The organism is Pseudarthrobacter sp. 1G09, assembly GCF_050038305.1.
GTDB classification, from domain to species: Bacteria; Actinomycetota; Actinomycetes; order Actinomycetales; family Micrococcaceae; genus Arthrobacter; species Arthrobacter equi.
On sequence record NZ_CP188306.1, the window covers coordinates 726,478 to 749,349 of the forward strand.

Sequence of the window (22,872 nt, forward strand, 5' to 3'; positions counted from 1 at the left end):
TCTCTTTCCAAGAAGGCCGGTTGTTGATCAAGAACCAGCAATACTGGCCGTAAAATGATAAGCATGATTACTAATGAAAGGTAAGTACCCTTCGTAAACGAGTTATAACCGAACCCGAAAAGTCAGCCGGACGGCGAGGGCCTGCCCGGTCGTAACTGAAGTGGAAAGTGGTGGGTAGCGTGGAAACAGCTCCATGGATTTGGATAATCATTGCCGTCGTTGTGGTGTTGCTGATTGTTGTCTTGCTGATGAGTGGGCGGCGCCGGAAGGCCGTGCAGCAAAAGCGCGAGCAGGAGCACCGCGAAAAAGCAGCAGAAATCCGCAGGGAGGCGGAAACCAAGGAAATCGATGCCCGCGAACGTGAGGCCAAGGCTGCCCGCGCACGCGCTGACGCCGAGCAGGCTCAGGTCAACGCCGCACGCCTTCGCCAGGAAGCCGACGAGAAAGCCCGCGAGGCAGGTTCGCTCCGCAGCGAGGTAGACGATCACACACGCAAGGCTGACGAAATCGATCCCGACGTCACGAACGACGCCGGCCGGCGGGCGCGCAGGGCCGATGACGGCGAGCAGCGCCCACGCCAGTCAGACGCGCCCGGCGGGCCTGGTGACCACACGCACGGCGACCCGGTGTACGGCGACCACGCGGGAAGCAGCCGCGAGGCTGACGATCGAGCGCCGGCGAGCGGGCAAGCCGATGCCGACGGCCGGACCCTTGGTGATGAGCGGCGCCCAGGCGAGCGGGATCCGCGCCTGGACGAACGGGACCGGCAGCCCGGCGACGCCGGCGTAGACGAAATCCGGCACGGGGAGCGTAATCCGCGCGACGGAATCTAGGCAGCGGGGGAACCGTCGCGGCTACGTGCCGCTTCGCGGTTTCAGAACGGGGGAGGGAGCTACTCCCTTCCCCGTACCCATGCCCTCCAGCACTTCCCGGACTGCGTCCACAGCCGAGGTCTTTGGCTCCCACCCCAAAATCCGCTGTGCCCGCCGGGTGTCCATGACGGGCGCTCCGGCGGCCATCTCCACCCACCCCGAATCGGTGGGTTGAAGCCGCAGCCGCCACGCCAGCCCGGCGGCCCGGTGAAGCAGCCACATGGGCACGGGGAGGATTCTCTTGGCGCCAAGGATCCGGCCCAGCTCCTGGGGATCCAGGACCGGTTCGGCAGCGATGTTGAAGGCTCCGCTGGCCCGCTGGTCCACCACGCGCCAGTAAGCCTCGGCCACGTCATCGGCATGGACCGCCTGGAACACCAGGTCGTCCGGTGCGGGCAGCAGCGGAATCCGCAGCTTGCCGGGCAGCAGCCGCGGAATCACCGGGCCAAGGAAGTACCGGCCGATTTCGCTGCCGGCGTCGCCCTGGAAGATCAGGCCCGGGCGGAGCCTGGCCACGGCAACGCCGGGCTCGGACTCGGCGAACCGGTCCAGCAGTGCTTCCTGTTCAGCCTTGTGCCGGCTGTAGTGGGAGCCCTGCATCCCTTGGGCGGGCCAGGATTCGTCCCTGCGCCCGTCCTTGGACGACTTGCTGTAAGCGCCCACCGAGGACGCGCAGACCACTTGCTTCACACCCGCGGCCCTGGCTGCGTCCAGCACGTGCCTGGTCCCGACGACGTTCGTCCGGTACAGCTGCTCCAGGTCCCGATTTGGCTGGATCTGCCAGGCCAGATGGACGACGGCGTCAGCTCCTTCCAGCGCTGCTTCCAGTTTTTGGCGGTCCTGCTCCAGCCCCACATCGAGGGTGTGCCAGTCCACCCCTGCGTAGGGAGCCTGGCTGGTATCCGGCGGGCGGCGGCTGATTCCGGCCAGCTGGAGGCTCCCCGGTTTCCTGGCGAGCCGGCCCTGGAGGTTCCGCAGGAGGGCCGTGCCGGCGTTTCCACTGGCTCCGGTGATGACGATCCGCATGAGGGTGCTCCTGACGCAAGGTGGACAGAACTGCGTACCAGACGAGCCTATCGCCGAGAAGGATTGTTTTATAAGCAAGCTTATGATTTGCTGCTTCTAAGTCTTGCCGCAGGCTTTCGGAACCATCCCCGAGGGAACCAACGTCAATGCCAGAATCTTTCTCTCCAGTTGCCATGGACGCTCCATTCGTCCACGCCCCCCAGTCCACGCCGACGCAAACACCCGCTTCGCGCCACGATCCGCCCGCCAGATCGGGGCAGTTGCGGGAAACGTTCGAAAACGACCTGGTCCTGGGCTACCTGGACCTCGCCGAAGCACTGGCTGCGCGCTTCGAAGCCCGCGGCCGCGAGCGGGCGGACCTGAACCAGGTGGCCTACCTGGGACTGGTCAAGGCCGCCCGTGGTTTCGACAGGTCCAAGGGCGAGAGCTTTCCCGCGTACGCCGCCCCCACCATCACCGGGGAGCTGAAGAGGTACCTGCGTGACCGGACCTGGGTGGTCCGGCCGCCGCGGAACATCCAGGACCTGCGCACCCGGATGTTCAGGGCCGAACCGGAACTGACCCAGGCGCTGGGCAGGACTCCCAGCGTGGAGGAGCTCGCCGGGGAACTGGAGACAGACCCCGCAGCGGTGCAGGAAGCCATGTCGGCGTCCAGCAGCATGCACCCGGACTCCCTGGATGCGGTCAATCCGAATTCGGACGCGCCGTCCATCGGTGAGATGCTCGCCTGCCCGGACACACCCTTCGAACGGCTGGAGGAATTGGCCTGCCTGCGCGATGCCATGCTTGACCTTGACCCGGCGGACAGGGAGCTCCTCTACCGCCGCTACTTCTGCGAGGAAACCCAGGTGCAACTGGGCAAGCGCCTGGGCATGTCGCAAATGCAGGTTTCACGCCGGCTGGCCCGGGTGCTGGTGGAACTCCAGCGCCGCCTCGAGAACAGCTCCCGGCTCGACCAGCCGTCCGGCGAATGCCCCGGCACTGCAACCTCCGGGCGGCGGGTGCAGACCCAACGAGCCGGACTCTCCCATCGGGAACCTGCCCGGCGCCGCGGATCTGGCCGGCCGCCGGCGCAGTGACTGGACCGCACTGACTTCGGGCCCTGCCACGGCCGGGGCGCGCCACGCCACAGATTTCCTATCTTGCCTGTTCAGCGGGCCGGACACATCGTTGTCCGGCGCCCGAAACAACGATGGCCTGTTTAGGAGCAGCAGCAGGAGGGAACAGGACTGACATGGGAAGCTCCGCAACTCACAAGATCCGCGCCGTCCTGTTCGACCGGGACGGAACCCTGGTGGTCGATGTCCCCTACAACGGGAACCCGGCCCTGGTACGGCCCATGCCCGGGGCGAGGGAAGTGCTGGATAGCCTGCGGGCGGACGGCATCGCCACGGGCGTGGTCAGCAACCAGTCCGGCATCGCCCGCGGACTCATCAGCGAGGACGACGTGGCCAGCGTCAACGCCAGGGTGGAGGAACTTCTGGGCCCTTTCGACGTGTGGGAAGTCTGCCCTCATTCGGAGCAGGACAGCTGTGCCTGCCGTAAACCCGCTCCGGGAATGGTTCACAGCGCCTGCAGGAAGCTGGGCATTGACGAATCCGAAGCTGCCCTGATCGGCGACATCGGCGCAGACGTCCTGGCCGCCGAGGCTGCGGGAGCCACCGGAGTCCTGGTACCCACCCCGGTGACCAGGGCAGAGGAAGTGGCTGCCGCCCGGCTGGTGGCACATGACCTGGCCGGCGCCGTCGTCCTGCTCCGGGAGGCACCGTAATGGGGCGGGTGCTGGTGGCGCGGCTGGACAGCATGGGAGATGTCCTCCTGGCCGGACCCGCTGTGCGGGCAGTCGCCAACGGCCGGATCCCGGACGGCAGCGGCGCGAACCATGTGGTGATGCTGTGCGGCCGGCAGGGTGAGGCTGCTGCGGGACTCCTGCCCGGCGCCGCCGAGGTCTACAGCTGGGACAGCCCGTGGATCATGAACCCGGCACCCAAAATGACGGGCCCCCACGCGGACCGCCTCATCGAGTATGTCCGCAACTCCAGGATTACCGAAGCCGTCATTCTCACGTCGTTCCACCAGTCCCCGCTGCCGCTGGCACTCCTGCTCCGGCTGGCCGGGGTCGAGCGGATCACGGGCGCCTCCACGGACTATGCCGGTTCCCTGCTCGATGTGCGGCTCAAACCCGGCGAGGATTTTCCCGAAGACCAGCCGGAAGCCGAACGTGCGCTGGGCATCGCCGAAGCCGCGGGATTCAGGCTTCCCCAAGGCGACGACGGCAAGCTCCACATCAATCCCGGCCCGGATGTCCATGACCTCGTAGGCGACGGGCCGTACGTGGTGGTCCACCCGGGCGCTGCCGTGCCGGCCAGGGCGTGGCCTCCGCTCCACCATGCCGCCGCCGTCGAACTCCTCGAGGGCGCCGGCCACCGCGTGGTGGTGACCGGCGGGCCCGGCGAAACCTCGTTGACGGCAACCGTGGCCGGTCCTTCCGCGCTGGACCTCGGCGGCCGGACCGATGTGCACACACTCGCGGGCGTCATGGCCGGCGCCGATGCTGTGGTCACCGGAAACACCGGCCCCGCCCACCTGGCAGCAGCGGTGGGCACGCCGGTGGCCTGCCTCTTTTCCCCCGTGGTCCCGGCCATCCGCTGGGCACCGTATGGGGTGCCGCTGGAGCTGCTGGGAGACCAGAACGCGGCTTGCCGGATGACCCGCGCCCGCATCTGTCCCGTCCCCGGCCACCCCTGCCTGGACGCCGTATCTCCCGAAGAAGTGGTGGCAGCCGTTGAACGCCTGATCGGGGGAGTGAGCTCCTTCAGCACCCACGTCAGTACCCGTAGAAAGGCCCGCAACAGATGAGAATCCTGCTCTGGCATGTCCACGGATCCTGGACGGACGCCTTCGTCCGCGGCAGGCACGAGTACCTGCTCCCCGTCCTGCCCGAAGGCGGGCCGTGGGGCCTGGGCCGCGCCGGCAGGGACTGGCCGGACTCAGTGCGGGAGGTGGACCTGGCGACGCTGGACGCAGGTTCCATTGACGCCGTCGTGCTTCAACGGCCGGAAGAAATCAGTGAAGTCTCCCGGGTCCTGGGCCGGACACCCGGGGTGGACCTGCCCGCGGTCTTCGTGGAGCACAACACGCCCAAGGGTGATTTCCCCTTCACCCGGCACCCGCTGGCGGACCAGAACACCATCCCCCTGGTGCACGTGACCCACTTCAACCGGCTCGCGTGGGACAACGGATCAGCACTGTCCAAAGTCATCGAACACGGCATCCCCGACCCCGGGCAGCTCTATACGGGGGAACTGCCGGACCTGGGCGTGGTGGTCAATGAACCCGTGCGCCGCGGCCGGGTGACGGGCACGGACCTGCTGCCCGCCTTCGCCGACGTGGCGCCCCTGCAGGTGTTCGGGATGAAGACCGAGGGCCTGGCAGCTGCCGCCGGCATCGGAACGGACCGGCTCACCCCGCGCGGCGACCTGAGAACGCAGGAACTCCACCGTGAGCTGGCACGCTGCCGCGTCTACCTGCACCCCATGCGCTGGACTTCCCTGGGCCTGTCCCTGCTGGAGGCCATGCACCTGGGCATGCCCGTGGTGGTCCTGGCCGCCACCGAAGCTCCCCGGGCAGTCCCGCCGGAGGCCGGAGCAGTGTCCGCGGACATCGACGAGCTGCTCCGGTGCGCCCGCAGGCTGGTCGCCAACCCGGATGAAGCACGACGGCGGGGCGTCGCCGCGCGCGAGGCCGCACTGGCCCGCTACGGCCTGGGCAAATTCCAGGACAGCTGGGACGGGCTCCTGGCGGATCTCGGGCGCAGCCCCTCTGCCCGCCATCGGCCGGACGGGCAGATCTTTGTTCCGGCGCAAGAAAGGAAGACCGCATGAAGATCGCGATGATTTCCGAACACGCCAGCCCGCTGGCAGCCCTGGGCGGGGTGGACGCCGGCGGGCAGAACGTCCACGTGGCCGCACTGTCCGAAGCGCTGGCAAGGCGCGGACACCAGGTCACCGTGTACACCCGCAGGGACGCGACGGAGCTTCCCGCCCGCGTAAAGGTAGGGCCCGATTTCGAAGTGGTCCATGTAGACGCCGGCCCTCCCCGGCACGTTCCCAAGGACGAGCTGCTGCCGTTCATGGGTGAACTGGCCGACGGCGTGGCCCGGGACTGGGACCAGCGGCCCCCGGATGTGGTCCATGGACACTTCTGGATGTCCGGCCTGGCCGCCCTGGACGCCGCCCGCCGGGCCGGCACTGGCTACCGGGTCCCCGTCATCCAGACCTTCCACGCACTGGGCACGGTCAAGCGCCGGCACCAGGGTGCCGAGGACACCAGCCCACACGAGCGCCGCTGGCTTGAACCCGGCGTCGGGCGGTCCGCGGACCGGATCATTGCCACCTGCTCGGACGAGGTGTTCGAACTCAAAGCCATGGGCATCGACACGGGAAAGATTTCCATCGCACCCTGCGGCGTGGACCTGGATGTCTTCGGGCCGGATGGTCCGGTGGACGCCAAGCCCCGGTCTCACCGCATCCTTTCCGTGGGCAGGCTGGTGCCGCGCAAGGGTGTGGACCTGGTGATCCGCGCCCTGCCGCACCTGCGCGCGGCGGGCTTTGCCGACGTCGAACTCCTCATCGTTGGCGGCGGCGGGGACTCGGGTGCCCTTCACTCAGACCCCGAGGTGCGCCGGCTGCTGGACCTCGCCGCAGAACTCGGCGTCCAGGATCAGGTGGTGTTGGAAGGCCAGGTGCCCCGCGGGGACATGCCCGGCATCTTCCGCAGTGCCGATGCCGTGGTCTGTGCCCCCTGGTACGAGCCGTTCGGCATCGTTCCGCTCGAAGCCATGGCGTGCGGCGTGCCGGTGGTGGCCGCGGCCGTGGGTGGGCTGCGGGACACCGTGGTGGACCATGCCACCGGCCTGCACGTCCCGCCCCGCGACCCGGAAGCCATCGCGTCGGCACTGGCCATGCTGTTGGGCAACCCCTCCCTGCGGACCGAACTCGGTCATGCCGGCCAGCGCCGCGCGCGTGTTCGCTATTCGTGGGACCGGGTGGCCGCGGAATCCGAAAAGGCCTACAAGCTGGCGGTGGCCGGTGCCGCCGCCCGCCCGGCAGCCATCCCCATGGAAGGAGCGGCACTGTGACTGCTGAATCGTCCCTCCGCGACATCGACCTGGCGCATCTGGCCATGGCACCGGCCCTTCCGGCGGTGCTGCCCGGCGCTGCGTACGTGGATTCCGCCAGCGCCGACGCCGTCAGGCTGCACCTGGACAACGTGGTTCCCGCCCTGGAATCCCTGCGCAGCCAGTGCGGCCGGCTCGCCGCCTGGGGTGTGGAACTGGCGCAGCGGATGCTCCGCGGGCAGCGGCTGCTGGCAGCCGGAAACGGCGGGTCCGCCGCCGAAGCCCAGCACCTCACCGCCGAACTGGTGGGACGGTTCGACGGCGAGCGGGTCCCGTTCTCCGCCATCTCCCTGCACGCGGAAACATCCGCCATGACGGCCATCGCCAACGACTACGGGTATGACGACGTCTTCGCCCGCCAGGTGCGGGCCCACGGCCGCTCCGGCGACGTGCTGGTCCTGCTGTCCACCAGCGGCAAAAGCCCCAACCTGCTGCGCGCCGCGGAGGCCGCGTCCCGCTTGAACATCACCACCTGGGCGCTGACAGGTGCAGGGCCAAACCCCCTGGCCACCGCCTGCGATGAAGCCGTGATGATCGATGCCCTCAACGCGAACGCCCAGGAGGGCCACCTGATCGCCCTGCACGCCGTCTGCCGGGCCTTTGACCTCGAGGTGGCCCGCCACAGCCCCGCCATCCTGCAGCAGGGAGGCCGGCCATGAGGATCGTGGTGGTGGGCGACGTGATGCTGGACGTGGATCTCTCCGGCGAGGCAACCCGGTTGAGCCCGGATGCACCCGTCCCGGTGGTGGACGTTTCCGGGATCCGCAGCCGCGCCGGCGGCGCCGGCCTGGTGGCGCGGATGCTGGCCGCGGAAGGCTGGCCCGTCACCCTTGTGGCGGTGTTCGGCGATGACGACGCCGGGCGGCAACTCCGCGGCCAGCTCGCCGGCGTGCGGCTGGTGTCCGGCCCCAGCGGCCACCCCACACCGGTAAAAACCCGGGTCCGGGCCGGCTCCCATGCGGTGGTCCGGTTCGACCAGGGATGCGGCAAGCCACCGGTACCGGAGATGTCGCCCGCCATGCTTTGCGCCGTGGAGGAAGCCGGTGCCATCATCGTGGCCGATTACGGCAGGGGAGTAGCGGCCAGCCCGGAGCTGCGCCGCCTGCTTGCCAGGCTCACGGCCGAGGTGCCCGTCATCTGGGACCCGCATCCGTCCGGGCCGGAACCGGTACCGGGAGTTGCCGTGGTAACGCCCAACCTGGCGGAGGCCACCAAAGCCGCCGCCGCTTACGCAAGCCCCGCTTCAGGTAACGGCGCGCCCGGCGACCCGGCCGCCGTCGTCGGACGCATCCTGGTTGAACGCTGGCAGAGCAACGCGGTCCTGGTGACCAAGGGCTCGGACGGGGCCGTGCTGGTCCTGCGGGACAGCGTGGCCCCACTGGATGTTCCGGCGCCGCGGGTGGAAGCCCGGGATCCCTGCGGGGCCGGCGACCGCCTGGTTGCAGGCCTGGCAGTCCACCTCCTGGCCGGCAGCGCCCTGCCCGAGGCGGCGGAGCTGGCAGTCAACGATGCCGCCGACTTCCTGGGCGCCGGTGGTGTCTCTGCCTTGCCGGACCTGAGCGCGGACCACGGCGGGACCCAGGACGACGGCGGGGACGCATCGGCACCAACCGGTGCGTCGGTGGAACGGCCGGCGGATGGACCCACACCGCTCCGGCGCGCCACCGAACCGCTGCTGCTGGCCCGCGGCGTCCGCAGCAACGGTGGAACGGTGGTGGCTACGGGCGGCTGCTTCGACCTGCTGCACGCCGGCCACGTGCGCTCGCTGGCCGCCGCCCGCGAACTCGGCGACTGCCTCATCGTCTGCCTGAATTCGGACAGCTCGGTCCGGCGGCTCAAAGGGGCGGAACGCCCCATCATCGGCCAGCAGGACCGGGCTGAACTCCTGCTGGCCATGGAGTGCGTGGACGCCGTGATGGTGTTCGACGAGGACACTCCGGAAGCTGCCCTGGACCGGCTGCGCCCTGACATTTGGGTCAAGGGCGGCGACTACAGAGGTTCCCGGCTGCCCGAAGCGGAGCTTGTGGAGAGCTGGGGCGGCCGGTGCGTGACTGTTCCCTACCACCCGGCACGGTCCACCACCGGCTTGGCCGATGCTCTCGCCAAGGTGGGCTGACTTCCTCTATCCACCCAATGCCGCACGAAACTGATCAACCGCACAACACCCGACGATTTGATTTTCCATTGAAAGGAACACCATGACTGCAGATGCCAACAACCCCGGGCGCGTACTGGTTACCGGAGGCGCTTCCGGACTGGGTGCCGCCGTCGTCGAAGCCGTCCTGAAGGCAGGCGGAACGCCCGTGGTGCTGGACCGCGATATCAGCAGCGTGTCCGGTGTGAAGGCGTTCGAAGTGGACGTGGCGGACCGGCTGGCCGTGGAAGCGGCGGTCCGTGAGGCGGCTGAAACGGTGGGCGGCCTGGATGGCGTGGTCACAGCGGCCGGCATCGACCGCTGCGGCAAGCTTGCCGACGTGGAGGCCACGGAATGGGAGAAGGTCATCGGGGTGAACCTGATGGGCACCGTCTCCGTGGTCCGCGCTGCGCTGCCCTACCTGAAGGCCAACCACGGCCGCGTCATCACTGTCGCCTCCACGCTGGGCAAACGCGCGGTGGCCGATGCCACCGCCTACTGCGCCTCAAAGTTCGGTGTGGTGGGCTTCAGCCACGCCCTCGCGGCGGAAACGGGGGGCGAGATCGGCGTAACCACCATCATCCCCGGCGGTATGAAGACCCGGTTCTTCGATGACCGCACCGAGCAGTACAAGCCGCAGGACGATTCACGCCTGAACGATCCCGCCAACACCGCCCAGGCCATCCTGTTCGCATTGAACCAGCCCCGGGGCTGCGAGGTCCGCGAAATGCTGATCTGCCATGAGGAAGAAGGGTCCTGGCCCTAAAGCCGGCCCTAAGCCCGGCCAGATACCACGTCCGCACACGACGGGAGGAACCCCCCATGCCCACCACAGCGATCCACACACCAGCAGGCCGGGACACGGCCGAATCCGGCGGCATCACCATCACGGACCCGCGCACCGGCGAGGTCCTTTGGACAGTCCCTGAGGCGGGGCCGGAAGCGGTGAACCGTGCCGTGGAGGTGGCCCGCAGGGCAGCACCGGAATGGGCTGCCACCGCTCCTGCGGACCGCGGGGCCGCCCTCAAGGCTGCGGCCCGTGCCCTGGATTCCGCCGCGCAGGAGCTGGCAGGGCTCAACGCCAGCGAAACCGGGCGGCCAGTGGGGGAAGCGCTGGCCGGCATCGCAGCGGCTGTTTCCACCCTTGAGCAGTACGCCGAACTGGCCCCGGTGCATCGGGGCCACAGCCTCCGGGGCAACCGGCTCGCCGCCGACTACACCGTGGCCGAGCCGCGCGGAGTCGCGGTCCTCCTGACTCCGTGGAACGACCCCGTGGCAGTGGCCTGCGGCCTGATCGGTGCCGCCCTGGCCACGGGCAACACCGTCATCCACAAGCCGAGCGAACGCTGCCCGCGGCTGGGCGAGGCGCTCGGCGAGGTCCTGGCGCCGGCCTTCCCGCCCGGAGTGTTCCTCACCGTTTCTGGCGGTGCCGGGGTTGGCGCCCTGCTGTCCCAGGCCGGGGTGGACGTACTGGCGCACGTGGGCTCGAGCGCATCAGGCGCCAGGATTGCCCGGGCGGGTGCCCTGACCGGCGCACACGTGCTTCGCGAGAACGGCGGCAACGATCCGCTCCTGGTGGACCGCGACGTGGACCCCGCCTGGGCGGCGGAGCAGGCCGCCATCGGCGCTTTCAGCAACAGCGGCCAGATCTGCACGGCAGTGGAACGGATCTACGTCCACCGGGACATCGCGGAACCATTCACCGCGGCGCTCCAGGCGGAGGCCGCGCGGCGCAACGGCAACGGATCCGTGGCCCCGCTGGTGGACGGGCGGATGCGCGACGAGGTCCACGCGCAGGTCACCGAAGCCCTCGGGGCCGGCGCCACTGCTGTGGAGGGCGGTGACCTGCCGGACGGGCCGGGATCCTTCTACCCGGCCACCGTGCTGGTTGGCTGCACCGCACAGATGCAGGTGATGACGGAGGAAACCTTCGGCCCGGTTGCCCCGGTGCAGGTGGTGGACTCGTTCGACGACGGCCTGCGGCTCGCGTGCAGCGGCAAGTACGGACTCGCGGCCACCGTCCTGAGCAGCAACATAGCCCACATCCAGCAGGCTGTGGCGGCGCTGCCGGTGGGCACGGTCAAGGTCAACGCGGTATTCGGCGGAGCCCCGGGCGGCGCAGCGCAGCCCCGCGGCGACAGCGGAGCCGGGTTCGGCTACGGGCCTGAACTGCTGGACGAATTCAGCCAGGTCAAGGTGGTCCACATCTCCGCACCACCGGCGCCCTCCGCCGAACAGGACCGGCCATGAACCTGGACCCGGAAACTGCCGACCTTTCCATCCAGCGGGCGCTCGCCGAATGGCTGCCCGGACGGTTGGCGGCAGAGCAGCCGAGCGTGCTGGTGATCGGTGACCTCATGCTGGACGGCTGGTGGAGCGGCACCATCGAGCGGCTCTGCAGGGAGGCTCCGGCGCCCGTGGTGGACATCGCTGTCCGGGACTCCTTTCCCGGCGGTGCGGCAAACACCGCCATGAACCTGGCTGCCCTGGGCGCCCGGGTCTCCGTTGCCGGCATCATCGGCACGGACGACGCCGGCGCGGACCTGCGCCGCCAGCTCGAAGCAGCGGGCATCGACGTCCGGCGCCTGCACTCCCACCCGGACATGGTGACCACCACCAAGATCCGGATCAGCAGCGGCGGCCAGGTGATGCTGCGCATCGACGACGCCGCCCGGACCGTGCCCCCGGAAGCGCTCGCCGAGCTGGCCTCCTCGGTGCGCGCCGCCGTCGAACGCCAGGATGCCGTGCTGGTGTGCGACTACGGCAACGGCGTGCTCGCGGATCCGGTGCAGGAAAGCCTGGTGGCAGCGCTGGCCGGTGCCGGGACTGCCGGGAAACGCCCGCTGGTGGTGGTCGATTCCCATGACCCTCGGCCCTGGGCACCGCTGCGGCCGGACCTGGTCACGCCCAATGCGCAGGAGGCCGCACGGCTCCTCGATGTCCGGCTCCCCGACGGGCCGGACCGGGCGGACACGGTCACCGGGCAGGCGCCGGCGCTGCTGGCAGCCACCGGCGCCGCGGCGGTGGTGGTCACCCTGGACCGGGACGGCACCGTGCTCATCAGGCCCGACGGCGCCACCCACCGCACCTGGGCACGCCCGGCTGCCGAGAAGCAGGCCTCCGGTGCGGGCGATACCTTCGTGGCGGCGCTGACACTGGCGCGCTCTGCCGGGCTGCCGCTGACGGCCAGCCTGGACCTCGCCCAGTCGGCCGCCGACGTCGTGGTGCACCAGCCCGGAACCTCGGTGTGCAGCACCAGCCAGCTCAGCCGGTACCTGGCAGCCTTCGCGGACACCGCACTGGGAGCTGACGAGCTGCAACAGCAACTGGACCTGCACCGGTCCGAGGGGCAGCGCATCGTGCTGACCAACGGCTGCTTCGACGTCCTGCACAGCGGCCACACCCGCTACCTGAACCAGGCCAAACAGCTGGGCGATGTCCTGGTGGTGGCGCTGAACAGCGACCACTCCGTCAGCCGCCTCAAGGGGCCGGGGCGGCCCATCAACGCCGTCGCGGACCGCGCGGCAGTGGTAGCGGCCCTGAGCTGCGTGGACTACGTGACCGTTTTCGACACCCCCACCGCCGAACCGCTGATCCGGCAGCTCCGCCCCGACGTCTACGCCAAGGGCGGTGACTACACGCCGGAAATGCTGGCGGAGACACCTGCAGTTGAGGAGTCGGGTGGCCGGGTGGCCATCCTGGACTACGTGGCCGAACGTTCCACCACCGCAGTGGTCAACCGCATCCGCGGCGGCCAGGGAGCTGCCACGGCGCTGCAGGGCTCGGGGGAGTAGCCCCGCCGCGGTTCCACTAGGGTTGGATCCATGACTGAGGCGGGGCACGGGTAATGGCGAAACGCGGAAAGTCGGGCGGCCGGGGACGGGCTGCGGCCGGCGTCGTGGAAAGCCCTGGTCCCGGGTCCAAAGGTCCGGTGGAAGGCGTCTACTACGTTGATACCGGTGACTGCGAGCTGATCGCGGACCAGGACAACTCCACCGGCTGGCTCCTGAAAATCAACGGGGTCATGAGCTCGCACATCGACCTCGCGGACCCGCTGTTCCTCGACTTCGAATACATGCGGTGGATCGCCGCGCTCATCGAATCCCGCTGGCCGCCATCGGACGCCTCGTCCACCCGGGGCGGGGCCGCCGATAACCCGGGGAAGTTGCGCGGCCTCCACCTCGGCGGCGGAGCCTGCTCCCTCGCACGGTACTTCGCCGCTGCCTACCCGGACGCGCGGCAGGTGGTGGTGGAGCTCGACGGCAAGCTCGCTGAGTACGTCCGCGGCTGGTTCGACCTGCCCAAGGCGCCGCTGCTCAGGATCCGGGTGGGGGAGGCCCGGGAGGTGACCGAAACCCTCACCGCGGACACCCGCGACTTCATCATCCGGGATGTCTTCGCCGGCGCTTTAACGCCGCGGCCGCTGACTACCGCCGAGTTCAACCAGCATGTCCGCCGGGTCCTGGCCCCGGGCGGCGTGTACGTGGTGAATTCCGGGGACGCCCCGGACCTGAAGAGTGCCCGCGAGGACGCCGCCACGATCGCCGCTTCCTTCGAACACACCCTGATCATCGCCGATCCCGCCATGCTCAAGGGGCGGCGCTACGGGAACATGGTGATGGCCGGCAGCGACGTCCCCTTCGGTGACGATCCCAAACTGGCCCGCAGGCTGCTGGGCGGCGCAGTACCGGCGCACATCTGGGACGACGCCCAGGTCCGCGCCTTCGCTGCAGGCACCCCGGTGCGCCACGACCCCCCGGCACCGCCGGAGGATTAGCACCTTCCCAGGAGCTTCTCCCGGTGCATCGTCACCTGTTCGCGCAGGGCCTGGACCACGGCGGCAACGGCCGGGCGCCGCATCGAATCGGGCCGCAGGACCATCCAGTAGGGGAGCAGTTCGGCGATCTGGTCCGGGAGCAGCCGGACCAGATCATCGTGCAGATCGCCCATGAAGCAGGGAAGGAAGCCGATGCCCGCGCCGGCGCGGGTCGCTTCAACGTGGACGAAGACGTTGGTGGACGTGAGCCCGTCCCGCATGGCCGGAACCAGGCGCCGCGGGGCGTCCAGGAGGTCCACCTGCAGCATGGAATCCACGAAGTAGACCAGCGGATGCCCGTTGAGGTCAGCCACGGTGGCGGGTGTGCCGTGCTCCGCCAGGTACGCGCGCGAGGCATACATCCCCAGCATGTACTCGCCCAGCCGGACCGCCTCCGCGCGGTGCACCTGCGGCTCACCCACCACCACTTCGATGTCAAGGCCGGAGCGCTGCTGCAGCGCACGACGGGTCATGGTGACCACCTCCACGCTCAGCCCCGGGTGTGCGCGCCGGAGCCGGGCCACCGCGGGCGCGGCAATGTACGCGCTGAAACCGTCCGTCGCGGTCATGCGTACGACGCCGGTAATGGGGTCGGGTGCGCGGCCGCCGGGTCCCAGCGTGGCCAGGACCTCCTCCACCTGCTCGGCCACGCGCACCGCCCGCTCGCCCAGTTCGGTGAGCTCCCAGCCGCCCGCCGCCCGTGCCAGGACGCGCCCGCCGAGCGACTTCTCCAGCGCGGCGATCCTGCGTGAAACGGTGGTGTGGTTCAAGCCCAAGGCCTGCGCCGCCGTCGTGAATTTCGCCGAACGTGACACCTCAAGGAGGACCAAAAGATCATCGGGGTTGGCATTCATATCTGCAATTGTGCACACAGCGGGTGCCTCTTTGGTCATTGAAGGCGCAAGTTTGTGCAGCAATACTCAAGGTAGTCACTTGTGCTGGAGATCACAGCACGTGTCAACGTGGACACTAAAGGAGAAAACCAGTGAGCGTAGGAGAACGCCCGGCCAACCAGGGCGCCGGGACCCCCACAAAGGGTGGAGGACTAAAGAAGATCGTGGCCGCCTCCATGGTGGGCACCGTGGTGGAGTGGTATGAGTTTTTCCTCTATGCCACGGCCGCCACCCTGGTCTTTGGCAAGTACTTCTTCCCCTCCACCGGGAACGAGCTGGACGGCATCATCCAGGCCTTCATCACGTACGCGGTGGGGTTCGTGGCCCGTCCGCTGGGCGGCATTGTCTTTGGCCAGATCGGCGACCGGCTGGGCCGCAAGCCCACCCTGCAGCTGACCATCGTGATCATCGGCGTCTCGACGTTCCTGATGGGCTGCCTCCCCGGCTTTGCCGATATCGGGTACCTGGCTCCTGCCCTGCTGGTGTTCCTCCGCTTCATCCAGGGCTTTGCCCTCGGTGGTGAATGGGGCGGCGCCGTCCTGCTCGTGGCCGAACACAGCCCCAACAAGACCCGCGCCTTCTGGTCGAGCTGGCCGCAGGCCGCGGTGCCCGTGGGCAACCTGCTGGCCACGCTGGTCCTGTACATCATGTCCTCCACCCTCAGCAGCGAAGCCTTCCTCGGCTGGGGCTGGCGCGTGGCATTCTGGCTCTCCGCCGTGATCGTGTTCGTGGGCTACTACATCCGCCGGCACGTCTCCGAAGCCCCCATCTTCCTCGAAGCCAAGGAGCTCGTGGAGAAGGAACAGGCCGTCAGTTACGGCGTGGGCGAGGTCATCCGGAAGTACCCCAAGGGCATCCTGCAGGCCATGGGCCTCCGCTTCGCCGAGAACATCATGTACTACCTGGTGGTCAGCTTCGCCATCGTGTACCTGAAGAGCGTCCACAAGTACGACACCTCCTCCCTGCTCCTGGCGCTGTTGATCGCCCACGTCATCCACTTCCTGGTGATCCCGCAGGTGGGCCGCCTGGTGGACCGCTGGGGCCGCAAGCCCGTCTACCTGGTGGGTGCCATCACCGGCGCCACCTGGCCGTTCTTCGCCTTCCCGATGTTCGATACCCGCAACGCCGTGATCATCGTGCTCGCCGTGACCATCGGCCTGTGCCTGCACGCCTTCATGTACGCCGGCCAGCCGGCCATCATGGCCGAGCTGTTCCCCACCCGGATGCGGTACGCCGGCGTCTCTCTCGGATCCCAGGTGACGTCAATCTTCGCCGGTTCGCTGGCGCCGCTGCTGGCCACCCAGTGGCTCAAGGACACCGGTTCCTGGCTCCCCACGGCCATCTACCTGGTGGTTGCCTGCGCCATCACCGCGTTCGCCGTGCTGAGCCTGCGTGAAACGAAGGGGATTGCGCTGCAGGACGTGGACAAGGCCGACGTCGCCCGCGAGGGCCTGCTCAACGCCTCCGCGCGCTGAGCTGCCACGGCCCCACGACAGTTTGCGCGTACGAAGGGATTTTGAGATGGAACACGAACTGAATGGCCGGAAGGCCCTTGTCACCGGCGGTGCCGGCGGCATCGGCGCGGCCTGCGTCCGGGAACTGGCCGCCCGAGGGGCGAAAGTGGTGGTGGCCGACGTCGACGCGGCAGCGGCTGCCGCCCTCGCCGACGAAGTGGGCGGCACGTCCTGGGCTGTGGATCTGCTGGACGTGGACTCGCTCGCCACCCTGAGCCTGGACTGCGACATCCTGGTCAACAACGCCGGGATCCAGCGGATCAGCCCCATCGAGGAGTTCGATCCGGTGCAGTTCCGCCGGATCCTGGCCCTGATGCTGGAAGCGCCGTTCCTCCTGGTCCGCGCCGCCCTGCCGCACATGTACGCCAACAAGTTCGGCCGCATCATTAACCTGTCCTCGGTCCACGGGCTCCGCGCCTCCCCGTTCAAGAGCGCGTACGTGTCCGCCAAGCACGGCCTGGAGGGGCTGAGCAAGGTGACGGCGCTTGAGGGCGGGGTGCACGGTGTCACGTCCAACTGCGTCAACCCCGGCTATGTCCGGACGCCGCTGGTGGAAAAGCAGATCGCGGACCAGGCGGCCGTTCACGGCATCCCCGAATCCGAGGTCCTGGCCAAGGTGATGCTCACGGAGGCGGCCGTCAAACGGCTGGTAGAGCCGGAGGAAGTGGCGTCCCTGGTGGCATGGCTGGCCTCGGACCACGCCGGCATGGTGACCGGTGCCAGCTACACCATGGACGGCGGCTGGTCGGCCAAGTAGGGCATCCGTTGCCTGTGCACCGGTGCCCGAACCACTGCATGCCAGGCTGGGCTGGCCGCTCCGGCGGTCAGTCCAGCCTTCGCAGTTGCCGGTGGTCGTAGAAGAAGAGCCCGCGGACGGTTTTGACGCCAACGGTGGTTCCTTCCTGCGTCACCACTGTCCCTTCGTGCCTGCCGTTGAAGGGATCATCCCCCAGCACGGCATCCCCGATCCGGTAGGGGCTGCGGGGGCGCAGTGCCTCAACCGCCTTGCCCCATCCCAGCGCCACCGCCGAGCCAAGGCTGATGGGACGGCCCATGCCGGACAGGTCCTGGACATCACTCGTATCCATGCGTACCAACTCCCAGGCGGCAGCCTGCCGCTCAGTCGCGGTGCCTGCTGCCGGAACGCTCCCCAGCAGAGGATGGTCCTCGTAATCCCGGCATGCACCTTACTGCAAAGCTAGGCGCTAATCACACCAGTCACACCAGTAACAGGTACTCAGGTTTGAAAGCAGCACTACCCGGAGGAGGACACGGGAAGGTCACGGAACCTGGCGGCCTTTTGGAATCGGGCTGTAGGGGACGCAGGCCAACCCGCGGCGGTGCCGTATTTCATGCCCTGCCGTTGATGATCTCTTCGGCATTGTCGAAGGTCCACGCCACCAGGGGCACCAGCAATGCGCTGAGTTCATAGCCTTTTTCCGTCAGGCTGTAGTCCACCCGCGGCGGGATGACAGGCTGCGCGTCCCGGCTCACCAGCCCGTCCCGTTCCAGGGTTTTCAGGGTCTGGGCCAGCATTTTCTCACTGATGCCCTCTGCCCTTCGCCGCAGTTCGCTCCAGCGCTGCGACCCCTCGGACAGGGCAATGAGGATCAGGACCCCCCATTTACTGGTGACGTGGTCCAAAAGGGTCCGGCTGGGGCATCCGGCCGGGAACACGCCGTCGGAAAAACTGAGCGGAAGGGGAGCGGGCTGGAGGATTGCGTCCATGGCACCAGCTTACCGCCGGGTCAGTACCTTACGGCCGGGTGAGTACCTTACTTCAAAGTGCGTACTCTCTTTCGGGAAGCAATCTCATCGGGGCACCGTTGTGACCTTTGACAGAGCAAATATCCCGAAAGGATCCACCCATGAGCATCGTCGTTACCGGAGCCACCGGACACCTGGGCCGCCACGTCCTCGAAGCACTGCTGGAGCGCAACGTTCCCGCCGGTGACATCGTGGCCGCCGGACGTTCCGTGGACAAGCTGGCAGATTTCGCAGCCAAGGGCGTCCGCGTCGTGTCCGTTGATTACTCGGACGCCGCCTCCGTGGCAGCTGCCCTCAAGGGTGCCACCCGCGTCCTGCTGATCTCCGGCAGCGAAGTGGGTCAGCGGGTGGAGCAGCACCGCACCGTCATCGAGGCCGCCAAGGCCGAGGGCGGCGTGGAACTCCTCGCTTACACCAGCATCGCCAACGCGGACACCAGCGGCATGAAGCTGGCGGACGAGCACAAGGTAACGGAGGAACTCCTGCGTGAATCAGGCGTACCGTTCGCGCTGCTGCGCAACGGCTGGTACCTGGAGAACTACACGGAGCAGCTGCCCGGGACCCTTGCGCAGGGTGCCATTGCCGGCAGCGCGGGTGACGGCAAGGTCAGCGGTGCGTCGCGGCAGGATTACGCCCAGGCGGCCGCAGCAGTGCTGGTGGCCGACGGGCAGGCCGGCAAGGTGTACGAGCTTGGCGGCGACCACGCCTTCAGCATGGCCGACCTCGCCGCGGAAATCACCGCGGCCACGGGCACCGATATCAGCTACAACAACATGCCCAGCGGCGACTACGCAGGCCTCCTGGCCCAAGTGGGTGTTCCGCAGGCATTCGCGGAGATCCTGGCAGACTCGGACCTGGGCATCGCCCGGGGCGATCTCCTGGTCAGTACGGGTGATCTGCAGAAGCTGATCGGACGCCCGACGACGTCCCTCGCCGAGGCGGTCCGGTCCGCCGCGGCTTCGGCCTAGCAAACGCAAACGGTGCCCGGTCCCTGTCAAGGGGACGGGCACCGTTTCGTCTCAGGTCAGCTGCGCTGCTGTGTTTGCTGTGCTTCCCTGCGGGGCAGGCTGGCCGGACCGGCAGCCAGGCTTCCTGCCGGGGTGCGGGTGCTTCCTAGGATTTGCTGCCCGTCAGGGCCAGCGTCCCGCCGAGGCCGATCATCAGCGCGCCGCCGGTGGCCTTGACGCTGGAAACCCGGCGCGGCGACCTGGCGAACCATTCCCGGGCGGTTCCGGCCGCCACCGCCCACAGGCTGTCAGAAACCACTGCAATGACGAGGAACACCGCGCCGAGGATCCCCAGCTGCAGGGGAATCGATCCCGACGGATAGTCGACGAACTGCGGGAGTACCGCCACGAAGAACACCACGGACTTCGGATTGGTGGCACCTACCACCGCCCCTTCCGCCACCAGCCGCCGCGGGCGTGTGGCGGCTGCGCGGCCTTCGGAACCGGCGGGGACTTTCCGATGCCTGATGGCCTGGACGCCCAGGTAGACAAGGTAGGCAGCCCCGGCGAATTTCACTGCGCTGAAGAGCAGTACCGACTGAGCCACCAGCACCCCTACCCCCAGCGCCACTGCAGCCACCTGCAGCAGCTGGCCGCAGGCATTGCCCAGCACTGTAAGGACGCCGCCCCTCCAGCCCAGGGCCAGGGACCGGCCGATCACGAACAGGACGCTGGGGCCGGGGACGGCGATCAGCACCACCGAGGCCAGTGCAAACGCCAGGAGGCTGGAAGCAGGAACCATGCCTGATCTTAGCCCCGGAAGGAGCCCCTGGCGCTGCGTTGTCGCGCTCAGTCCGCCTGGGTGCGCCCGGCCGGCTCCACCACCGGCAGCGGCGACGTTTCGTCCTCAAGGTGGGCCCGCCGTCGTCCGTCACCCTTGACCCACAGGCGGTAGCCGAGGACCAGCAGTCCCAGCCAGGCTGCGCCGACGTAGAGGGCGATCCGGGTGTCCTCGAAGGCGCCGAGCACCACGATGACCAGTGCCATGAAGGCGATGGTCAGCACCGATGCCGCGGGCCACCACGGCGAGGGGAACTCCGACGCCGGGAGTCCGTTGTGCTTGATTTCCCGCTTCATGGCCACATGGGACGCGAGGATCATGACCCACACCCACACTGTGGCGAACGTGGCGATCGAGGCGATGACCAGGAAGACGTCCTCGGGGATGACGGCATTCAGGACCACACCCACCAGGAGGATCGCGGTCATCATGACCACCGTCATCCACGGAACTCCGTGCCGGGAGACCTTGCCGAAGGCGGCGGGGGCATGGCCCTGCTGCGAGAGTCCGAAGAGGATGCGTCCGGCACCGAAGATGTCGCTGTTGATGGCCGAAAGCGCTGCTGTGATGACCACGGCGTTCAGGATGTGCGGCGCGGCCGGTATGCCTAACCCGCTGAAGATCTGGACGAAGGGGCTGCCGTTGCTTCCCACCTCGTTCCAGGGGAAGAGGCTCATGAGCACGCCGAGGGTGAGGACATAGAACAGCAGCACGCGGACCGGAACGGTGTTAACGGCCTTGGGGATGACCTTCTTGGGCTCGGCCGCTTCGCCCGCGGTGATGCCGAGTGTTTCGATGCCGCCGAACGCGAACATCACCACGGCAAAGGATGCCAGGAGCCCGCCAAACCCGTTGGGGAACAGGCCGCCGTGCTCCACGAGGTTGCCCAGGCCCGGTGCCACGCTGGAGCCGCCGGCCTGGAAACCGAAGGCGATGATGGCGGCGCCGCCGGCGATCATCGCAACGATGGCTGCAACCTTGATCAGCGAGAACCAGAACTCGAGCTCGCCGAAGACCTTGACGCTGAGGAGGTTCAGGGCGGCCAGGAAGCAAATGATGGCCAGGATCCAGATCCAGCGGTCTACCTGCGGAAACCAGAAGCCCATGTAGATACTGAAAGCCGTGACGTCGGCGATGGCCACGATCGCCATCTCGAACACATACGTCCAGCCGGTCACGAAGCCGGCCAGGGGGCCGAGGTAGCGGCTGGCGTACTGGCCGAAGGAGCCGGATACCGGGTGCCGTACGGCCATCTCGCCCAGTGCCCGCATCACCATGAAGACCGCGGCGCCGCCGATGATGTAGGCCAGCAGGACGGCGGGGCCCGCCTTCTGGATGGCGGAAGCGGAGCCGTAGAACAGGCCGGTGCCGATGGCCGAGCCCAGGGCCATGAACCGGATATGGCGGACGTTCAGCCCGCGGTTCAGAACGCTTCCGACGGCGGCTGCCGGGGTCTGCTGTCCGGCGCGGCTTTCGTTCCGGGTTGGGGATGGTGCTTGTTGCATACACTTACCTTCTCGTCTTTGGGAGGGGAGCCGCTAACCAGCAGACCACTTCCGGGGACGCCGTGATGAGCCTCACGCAGGCTTGGTGTCTTTGATCTCAGACTGTCCGGGCGGCTCGGGTGGCGAGCCCGGCGCATGCGGTTTGTCGGCTACTCCCGCCCTTCAGCTGATGCTGCCCGCGCTGCGGTTTCGATGTCAGCGCGGTGTGTGTTCCACTCTTCCGGGGTCCGGGACGTCAGGTTGGGATCGCCGGTCCGCTGTCCGGCTGTTCCGTCGATCAGTTCGCGAAGGATGTCGGCGTGGCCCAGATGGTGCGCCCGCTCGGCCACCATGTGCACCAGGATCTGGTGCAGGGTGACCTGGCGACGTTCCTCGGGCCACCATGGCACCGACCCCACTGCATCCAGCGGCAGGGCCTCGATGGTGGCATCGCTGTGCTCGCCGGCGAACCGGTGCAGCTGGAGGATGTCCGCGAGCGACTCATCAGCGGATGCCCACATGTCCGCATCGGGGAGGGCATCGGCGTCCAGCCACGGCAGGTGCGGTCCTTGCCGGCAAACCGTCAACCCCATCACACGGCGCGGCAGACAAAAACAATGATGGGCGCGTCATCGGCATAGGGCGTACGGACCCAGTCGCCGTAGGTCGCCTCCACGGCAAAGCCCGCTTCGACGAGGTCATCGGCTATGGAGTTGCGGTCGCGGAATGCCAGCAGCTGCGTTTCGTGGACGCATTCACCGGTGGCGGTAAACGTGGTGGACGTCTGAAGCTCCACGACTCCCGGTGCCGGTGCGGAGACAATCCTCCGCTCGAGCAACGGCCCGTGCTGGCTGTCCCGCCGCTTGTCCTCAAATGCCCAGTTGTCCCAGGCGCGCGCCGCCGGATTCCGGCTTTCGAAGGCCAGCGTTCCGCCGTGTCCCATTGCCCGCCGGAGGTCCCGAAGAGTCCTGGGCCAGTCGGCGCCCGGAATGGCCTGGACAACATTTCCGGTCATGACGGCGAAGTCGTAGCCCGTCCCGGTGATGTTCCTGCTGTCGCCCACCACCCAGTCAACGCGTGCAGCGCCCAGCCTGTTGCGGGCGAAGCCGATCATCGATGCTGACGGGTCAACTCCCACTACCGTGCGTTCTGCGGAGGCAAGAGTGACAGTGAGGATGCCGGTGCCGCACCCCAAGTCCACCATGTTCCGGGCCCGCACTTCGCTGGCCAGGGTCCGGTAGAAATCATGGTCGGGCCCATCCGGATTGTCCCGGTCATACAAATCTACGAGGCGCGGGTCGTAGTCGGTCATGCTGGCCAGCCTAGGCCACGGAATGCCCTGTCTGGGATCCCGCTTATCCGGAATCCCAGACAGCTGGCTTCCTAACAGCCATTCTGC

Annotated in this window: 23 protein-coding genes; 15 read left to right on the forward strand and 8 right to left on the reverse strand. The window is 68.1% G+C overall.

All coding sequences use genetic code 11. From position 1 onward, the window contains the following. The first annotated feature begins 248 nt into the window (after positions 1-248). Entirely contained in the window at positions 249-833 is a 585-nt protein-coding gene (locus tag ACP3TD_RS03430) for a hypothetical protein (protein WP_426765446.1), read from the forward strand. 21 nt (positions 834-854) lie between these two features. Here the strand turns inward: ACP3TD_RS03430 and ACP3TD_RS03435 are convergent, their stop codons facing one another. Continuing rightward, the gene (locus tag ACP3TD_RS03435; RefSeq protein ID WP_426765448.1) at positions 855-1,898 is read right to left on the reverse strand and encodes an NAD-dependent epimerase/dehydratase family protein; all 1,044 of its coding nucleotides are present in this window, start codon (positions 1,896-1,898) and stop codon (positions 855-857) included. Between the two features lie 146 nt (positions 1,899-2,044). Here ACP3TD_RS03435 and ACP3TD_RS03440 point away from each other — a divergent pair, with 146 nt between their 5' ends. From ACP3TD_RS03440 to ACP3TD_RS03490, 11 genes are all read left to right on the forward strand, one after another. Then, positions 2,045-2,977 (forward strand): sigma-70 family RNA polymerase sigma factor, encoded by a 933-nt coding sequence (locus tag ACP3TD_RS03440; protein WP_426765450.1) that lies wholly within the window; start codon positions 2,045-2,047, stop codon positions 2,975-2,977. Positions 2,978-3,132: 155 nt separating this feature from the next. Then, the gene (locus ACP3TD_RS03445) at positions 3,133-3,669 is read left to right on the forward strand and encodes a D-glycero-alpha-D-manno-heptose-1,7-bisphosphate 7-phosphatase (protein ID WP_426765452.1); all 537 of its coding nucleotides are present in this window, start codon (positions 3,133-3,135) and stop codon (positions 3,667-3,669) included. After that, on the forward strand, positions 3,669-4,757 hold the full coding sequence (locus ACP3TD_RS03450) for a glycosyltransferase family 9 protein (protein ID WP_426765454.1): 1,089 nt from the start codon (positions 3,669-3,671) through the stop codon (positions 4,755-4,757). The genes ACP3TD_RS03445 and ACP3TD_RS03450 overlap by 1 nt, the downstream gene beginning before the upstream one ends. After that, positions 4,754-5,782, forward strand: a complete 1,029-nt coding sequence (locus ACP3TD_RS03455) for a glycosyltransferase (RefSeq protein WP_426765456.1) — start codon at positions 4,754-4,756, stop codon at positions 5,780-5,782. The genes ACP3TD_RS03450 and ACP3TD_RS03455 overlap by 4 nt, the downstream gene beginning before the upstream one ends. Then, positions 5,779-7,038 (forward strand): glycosyltransferase, encoded by a 1,260-nt coding sequence (locus ACP3TD_RS03460; protein ID WP_426765458.1) that lies wholly within the window; start codon positions 5,779-5,781, stop codon positions 7,036-7,038. Before ACP3TD_RS03455 ends, ACP3TD_RS03460 begins: the two co-directional genes overlap by 4 nt. Then, the gene (locus tag ACP3TD_RS03465) at positions 7,035-7,736 is read left to right on the forward strand and encodes a D-sedoheptulose-7-phosphate isomerase (protein WP_426765460.1); all 702 of its coding nucleotides are present in this window, start codon (positions 7,035-7,037) and stop codon (positions 7,734-7,736) included. Before ACP3TD_RS03460 ends, ACP3TD_RS03465 begins: the two co-directional genes overlap by 4 nt. Further along, positions 7,733-9,193, forward strand: a complete 1,461-nt coding sequence (locus ACP3TD_RS03470; RefSeq protein WP_426765462.1) for a PfkB family carbohydrate kinase — start codon at positions 7,733-7,735, stop codon at positions 9,191-9,193. Before ACP3TD_RS03465 ends, ACP3TD_RS03470 begins: the two co-directional genes overlap by 4 nt. An 82-nt stretch (positions 9,194-9,275) precedes the next feature. Continuing rightward, the gene (locus ACP3TD_RS03475; RefSeq protein WP_426765464.1) at positions 9,276-9,977 is read left to right on the forward strand and encodes an SDR family oxidoreductase; all 702 of its coding nucleotides are present in this window, start codon (positions 9,276-9,278) and stop codon (positions 9,975-9,977) included. 56 nt (positions 9,978-10,033) lie between these two features. Beyond that, a complete protein-coding gene (locus ACP3TD_RS03480) occupies positions 10,034-11,461 on the forward strand; it encodes an aldehyde dehydrogenase family protein (RefSeq protein ID WP_426765466.1) in 1,428 nt (475 codons plus the stop codon). Continuing rightward, positions 11,458-13,005, forward strand: coding sequence for a D-glycero-beta-D-manno-heptose 1-phosphate adenylyltransferase (rfaE2, locus tag ACP3TD_RS03485; RefSeq protein ID WP_426765468.1), 1,548 nt, complete (start codon positions 11,458-11,460; stop codon positions 13,003-13,005). Before ACP3TD_RS03480 ends, rfaE2 begins: the two co-directional genes overlap by 4 nt. Positions 13,006-13,058: 53 nt before the next feature. Further along, positions 13,059-13,988, forward strand: coding sequence for a spermidine synthase (locus ACP3TD_RS03490; protein ID WP_426765470.1), 930 nt, complete (start codon positions 13,059-13,061; stop codon positions 13,986-13,988). Here the strand turns inward: ACP3TD_RS03490 and ACP3TD_RS03495 are convergent. Continuing rightward, positions 13,985-14,881, reverse strand: coding sequence for a LysR family transcriptional regulator (locus ACP3TD_RS03495; RefSeq protein ID WP_426765472.1), 897 nt, complete (start codon positions 14,879-14,881; stop codon positions 13,985-13,987). The genes ACP3TD_RS03490 and ACP3TD_RS03495 overlap by 4 nt on opposite strands. A gap of 131 nt (positions 14,882-15,012) precedes the next feature. On the opposite strand from ACP3TD_RS03495, the gene ACP3TD_RS03500 reads away from it, so the two are divergent. Together ACP3TD_RS03500 and ACP3TD_RS03505 are read left to right on the forward strand one after the other, a co-directional pair. Then, on the forward strand, positions 15,013-16,395 hold the full coding sequence (locus ACP3TD_RS03500; protein ID WP_426765474.1) for an MFS transporter: 1,383 nt from the start codon (positions 15,013-15,015) through the stop codon (positions 16,393-16,395). Between the two features lie 46 nt (positions 16,396-16,441). Further along, on the forward strand, positions 16,442-17,191 hold the full coding sequence (locus ACP3TD_RS03505) for a 3-hydroxybutyrate dehydrogenase (RefSeq protein ID WP_426765476.1): 750 nt from the start codon (positions 16,442-16,444) through the stop codon (positions 17,189-17,191). Positions 17,192-17,258: 67 nt separating this feature from the next. Here the strand turns inward: ACP3TD_RS03505 and ACP3TD_RS03510 are convergent, their stop codons facing one another. Further along, on the reverse strand, positions 17,259-17,522 hold the full coding sequence (locus tag ACP3TD_RS03510) for a hypothetical protein (protein WP_426765478.1): 264 nt from the start codon (positions 17,520-17,522) through the stop codon (positions 17,259-17,261). Positions 17,523-17,784: 262 nt separating this feature from the next. Beyond that, positions 17,785-18,162 (reverse strand): winged helix-turn-helix transcriptional regulator, encoded by a 378-nt coding sequence (locus tag ACP3TD_RS03515; protein ID WP_426765480.1) that lies wholly within the window; start codon positions 18,160-18,162, stop codon positions 17,785-17,787. Between the two features lie 140 nt (positions 18,163-18,302). Between ACP3TD_RS03515 and ACP3TD_RS03520 the strand changes: the two genes are divergently transcribed. After that, positions 18,303-19,169 (forward strand): SDR family oxidoreductase, encoded by an 867-nt coding sequence (locus tag ACP3TD_RS03520; RefSeq protein ID WP_426765482.1) that lies wholly within the window; start codon positions 18,303-18,305, stop codon positions 19,167-19,169. 145 nt (positions 19,170-19,314) lie between these two features. Here the strand turns inward: ACP3TD_RS03520 and ACP3TD_RS03525 are convergent, their stop codons facing one another. The 4 genes from ACP3TD_RS03525 to ACP3TD_RS03540 all read right to left on the reverse strand — a co-directional run bounded on the left by ACP3TD_RS03525 (position 19,315) and on the right by ACP3TD_RS03540 (position 22,785). Continuing rightward, on the reverse strand, positions 19,315-19,950 hold the full coding sequence (locus tag ACP3TD_RS03525) for a LysE family translocator (RefSeq protein WP_426765484.1): 636 nt from the start codon (positions 19,948-19,950) through the stop codon (positions 19,315-19,317). 47 nt (positions 19,951-19,997) lie between these two features. Next, positions 19,998-21,494 (reverse strand): amino acid permease, encoded by a 1,497-nt coding sequence (locus tag ACP3TD_RS03530; RefSeq protein ID WP_426765486.1) that lies wholly within the window; start codon positions 21,492-21,494, stop codon positions 19,998-20,000. Between the two features lie 149 nt (positions 21,495-21,643). Next, positions 21,644-22,066, reverse strand: coding sequence for a DUF664 domain-containing protein (locus ACP3TD_RS03535; protein ID WP_426767115.1), 423 nt, complete (start codon positions 22,064-22,066; stop codon positions 21,644-21,646). Then, entirely contained in the window at positions 22,066-22,785 is a 720-nt protein-coding gene (locus ACP3TD_RS03540) for a class I SAM-dependent methyltransferase (protein ID WP_426765488.1), read from the reverse strand. The genes ACP3TD_RS03535 and ACP3TD_RS03540 overlap by 1 nt, the downstream gene beginning before the upstream one ends. Between the last annotated feature and the right edge of the window lie 87 nt (positions 22,786-22,872).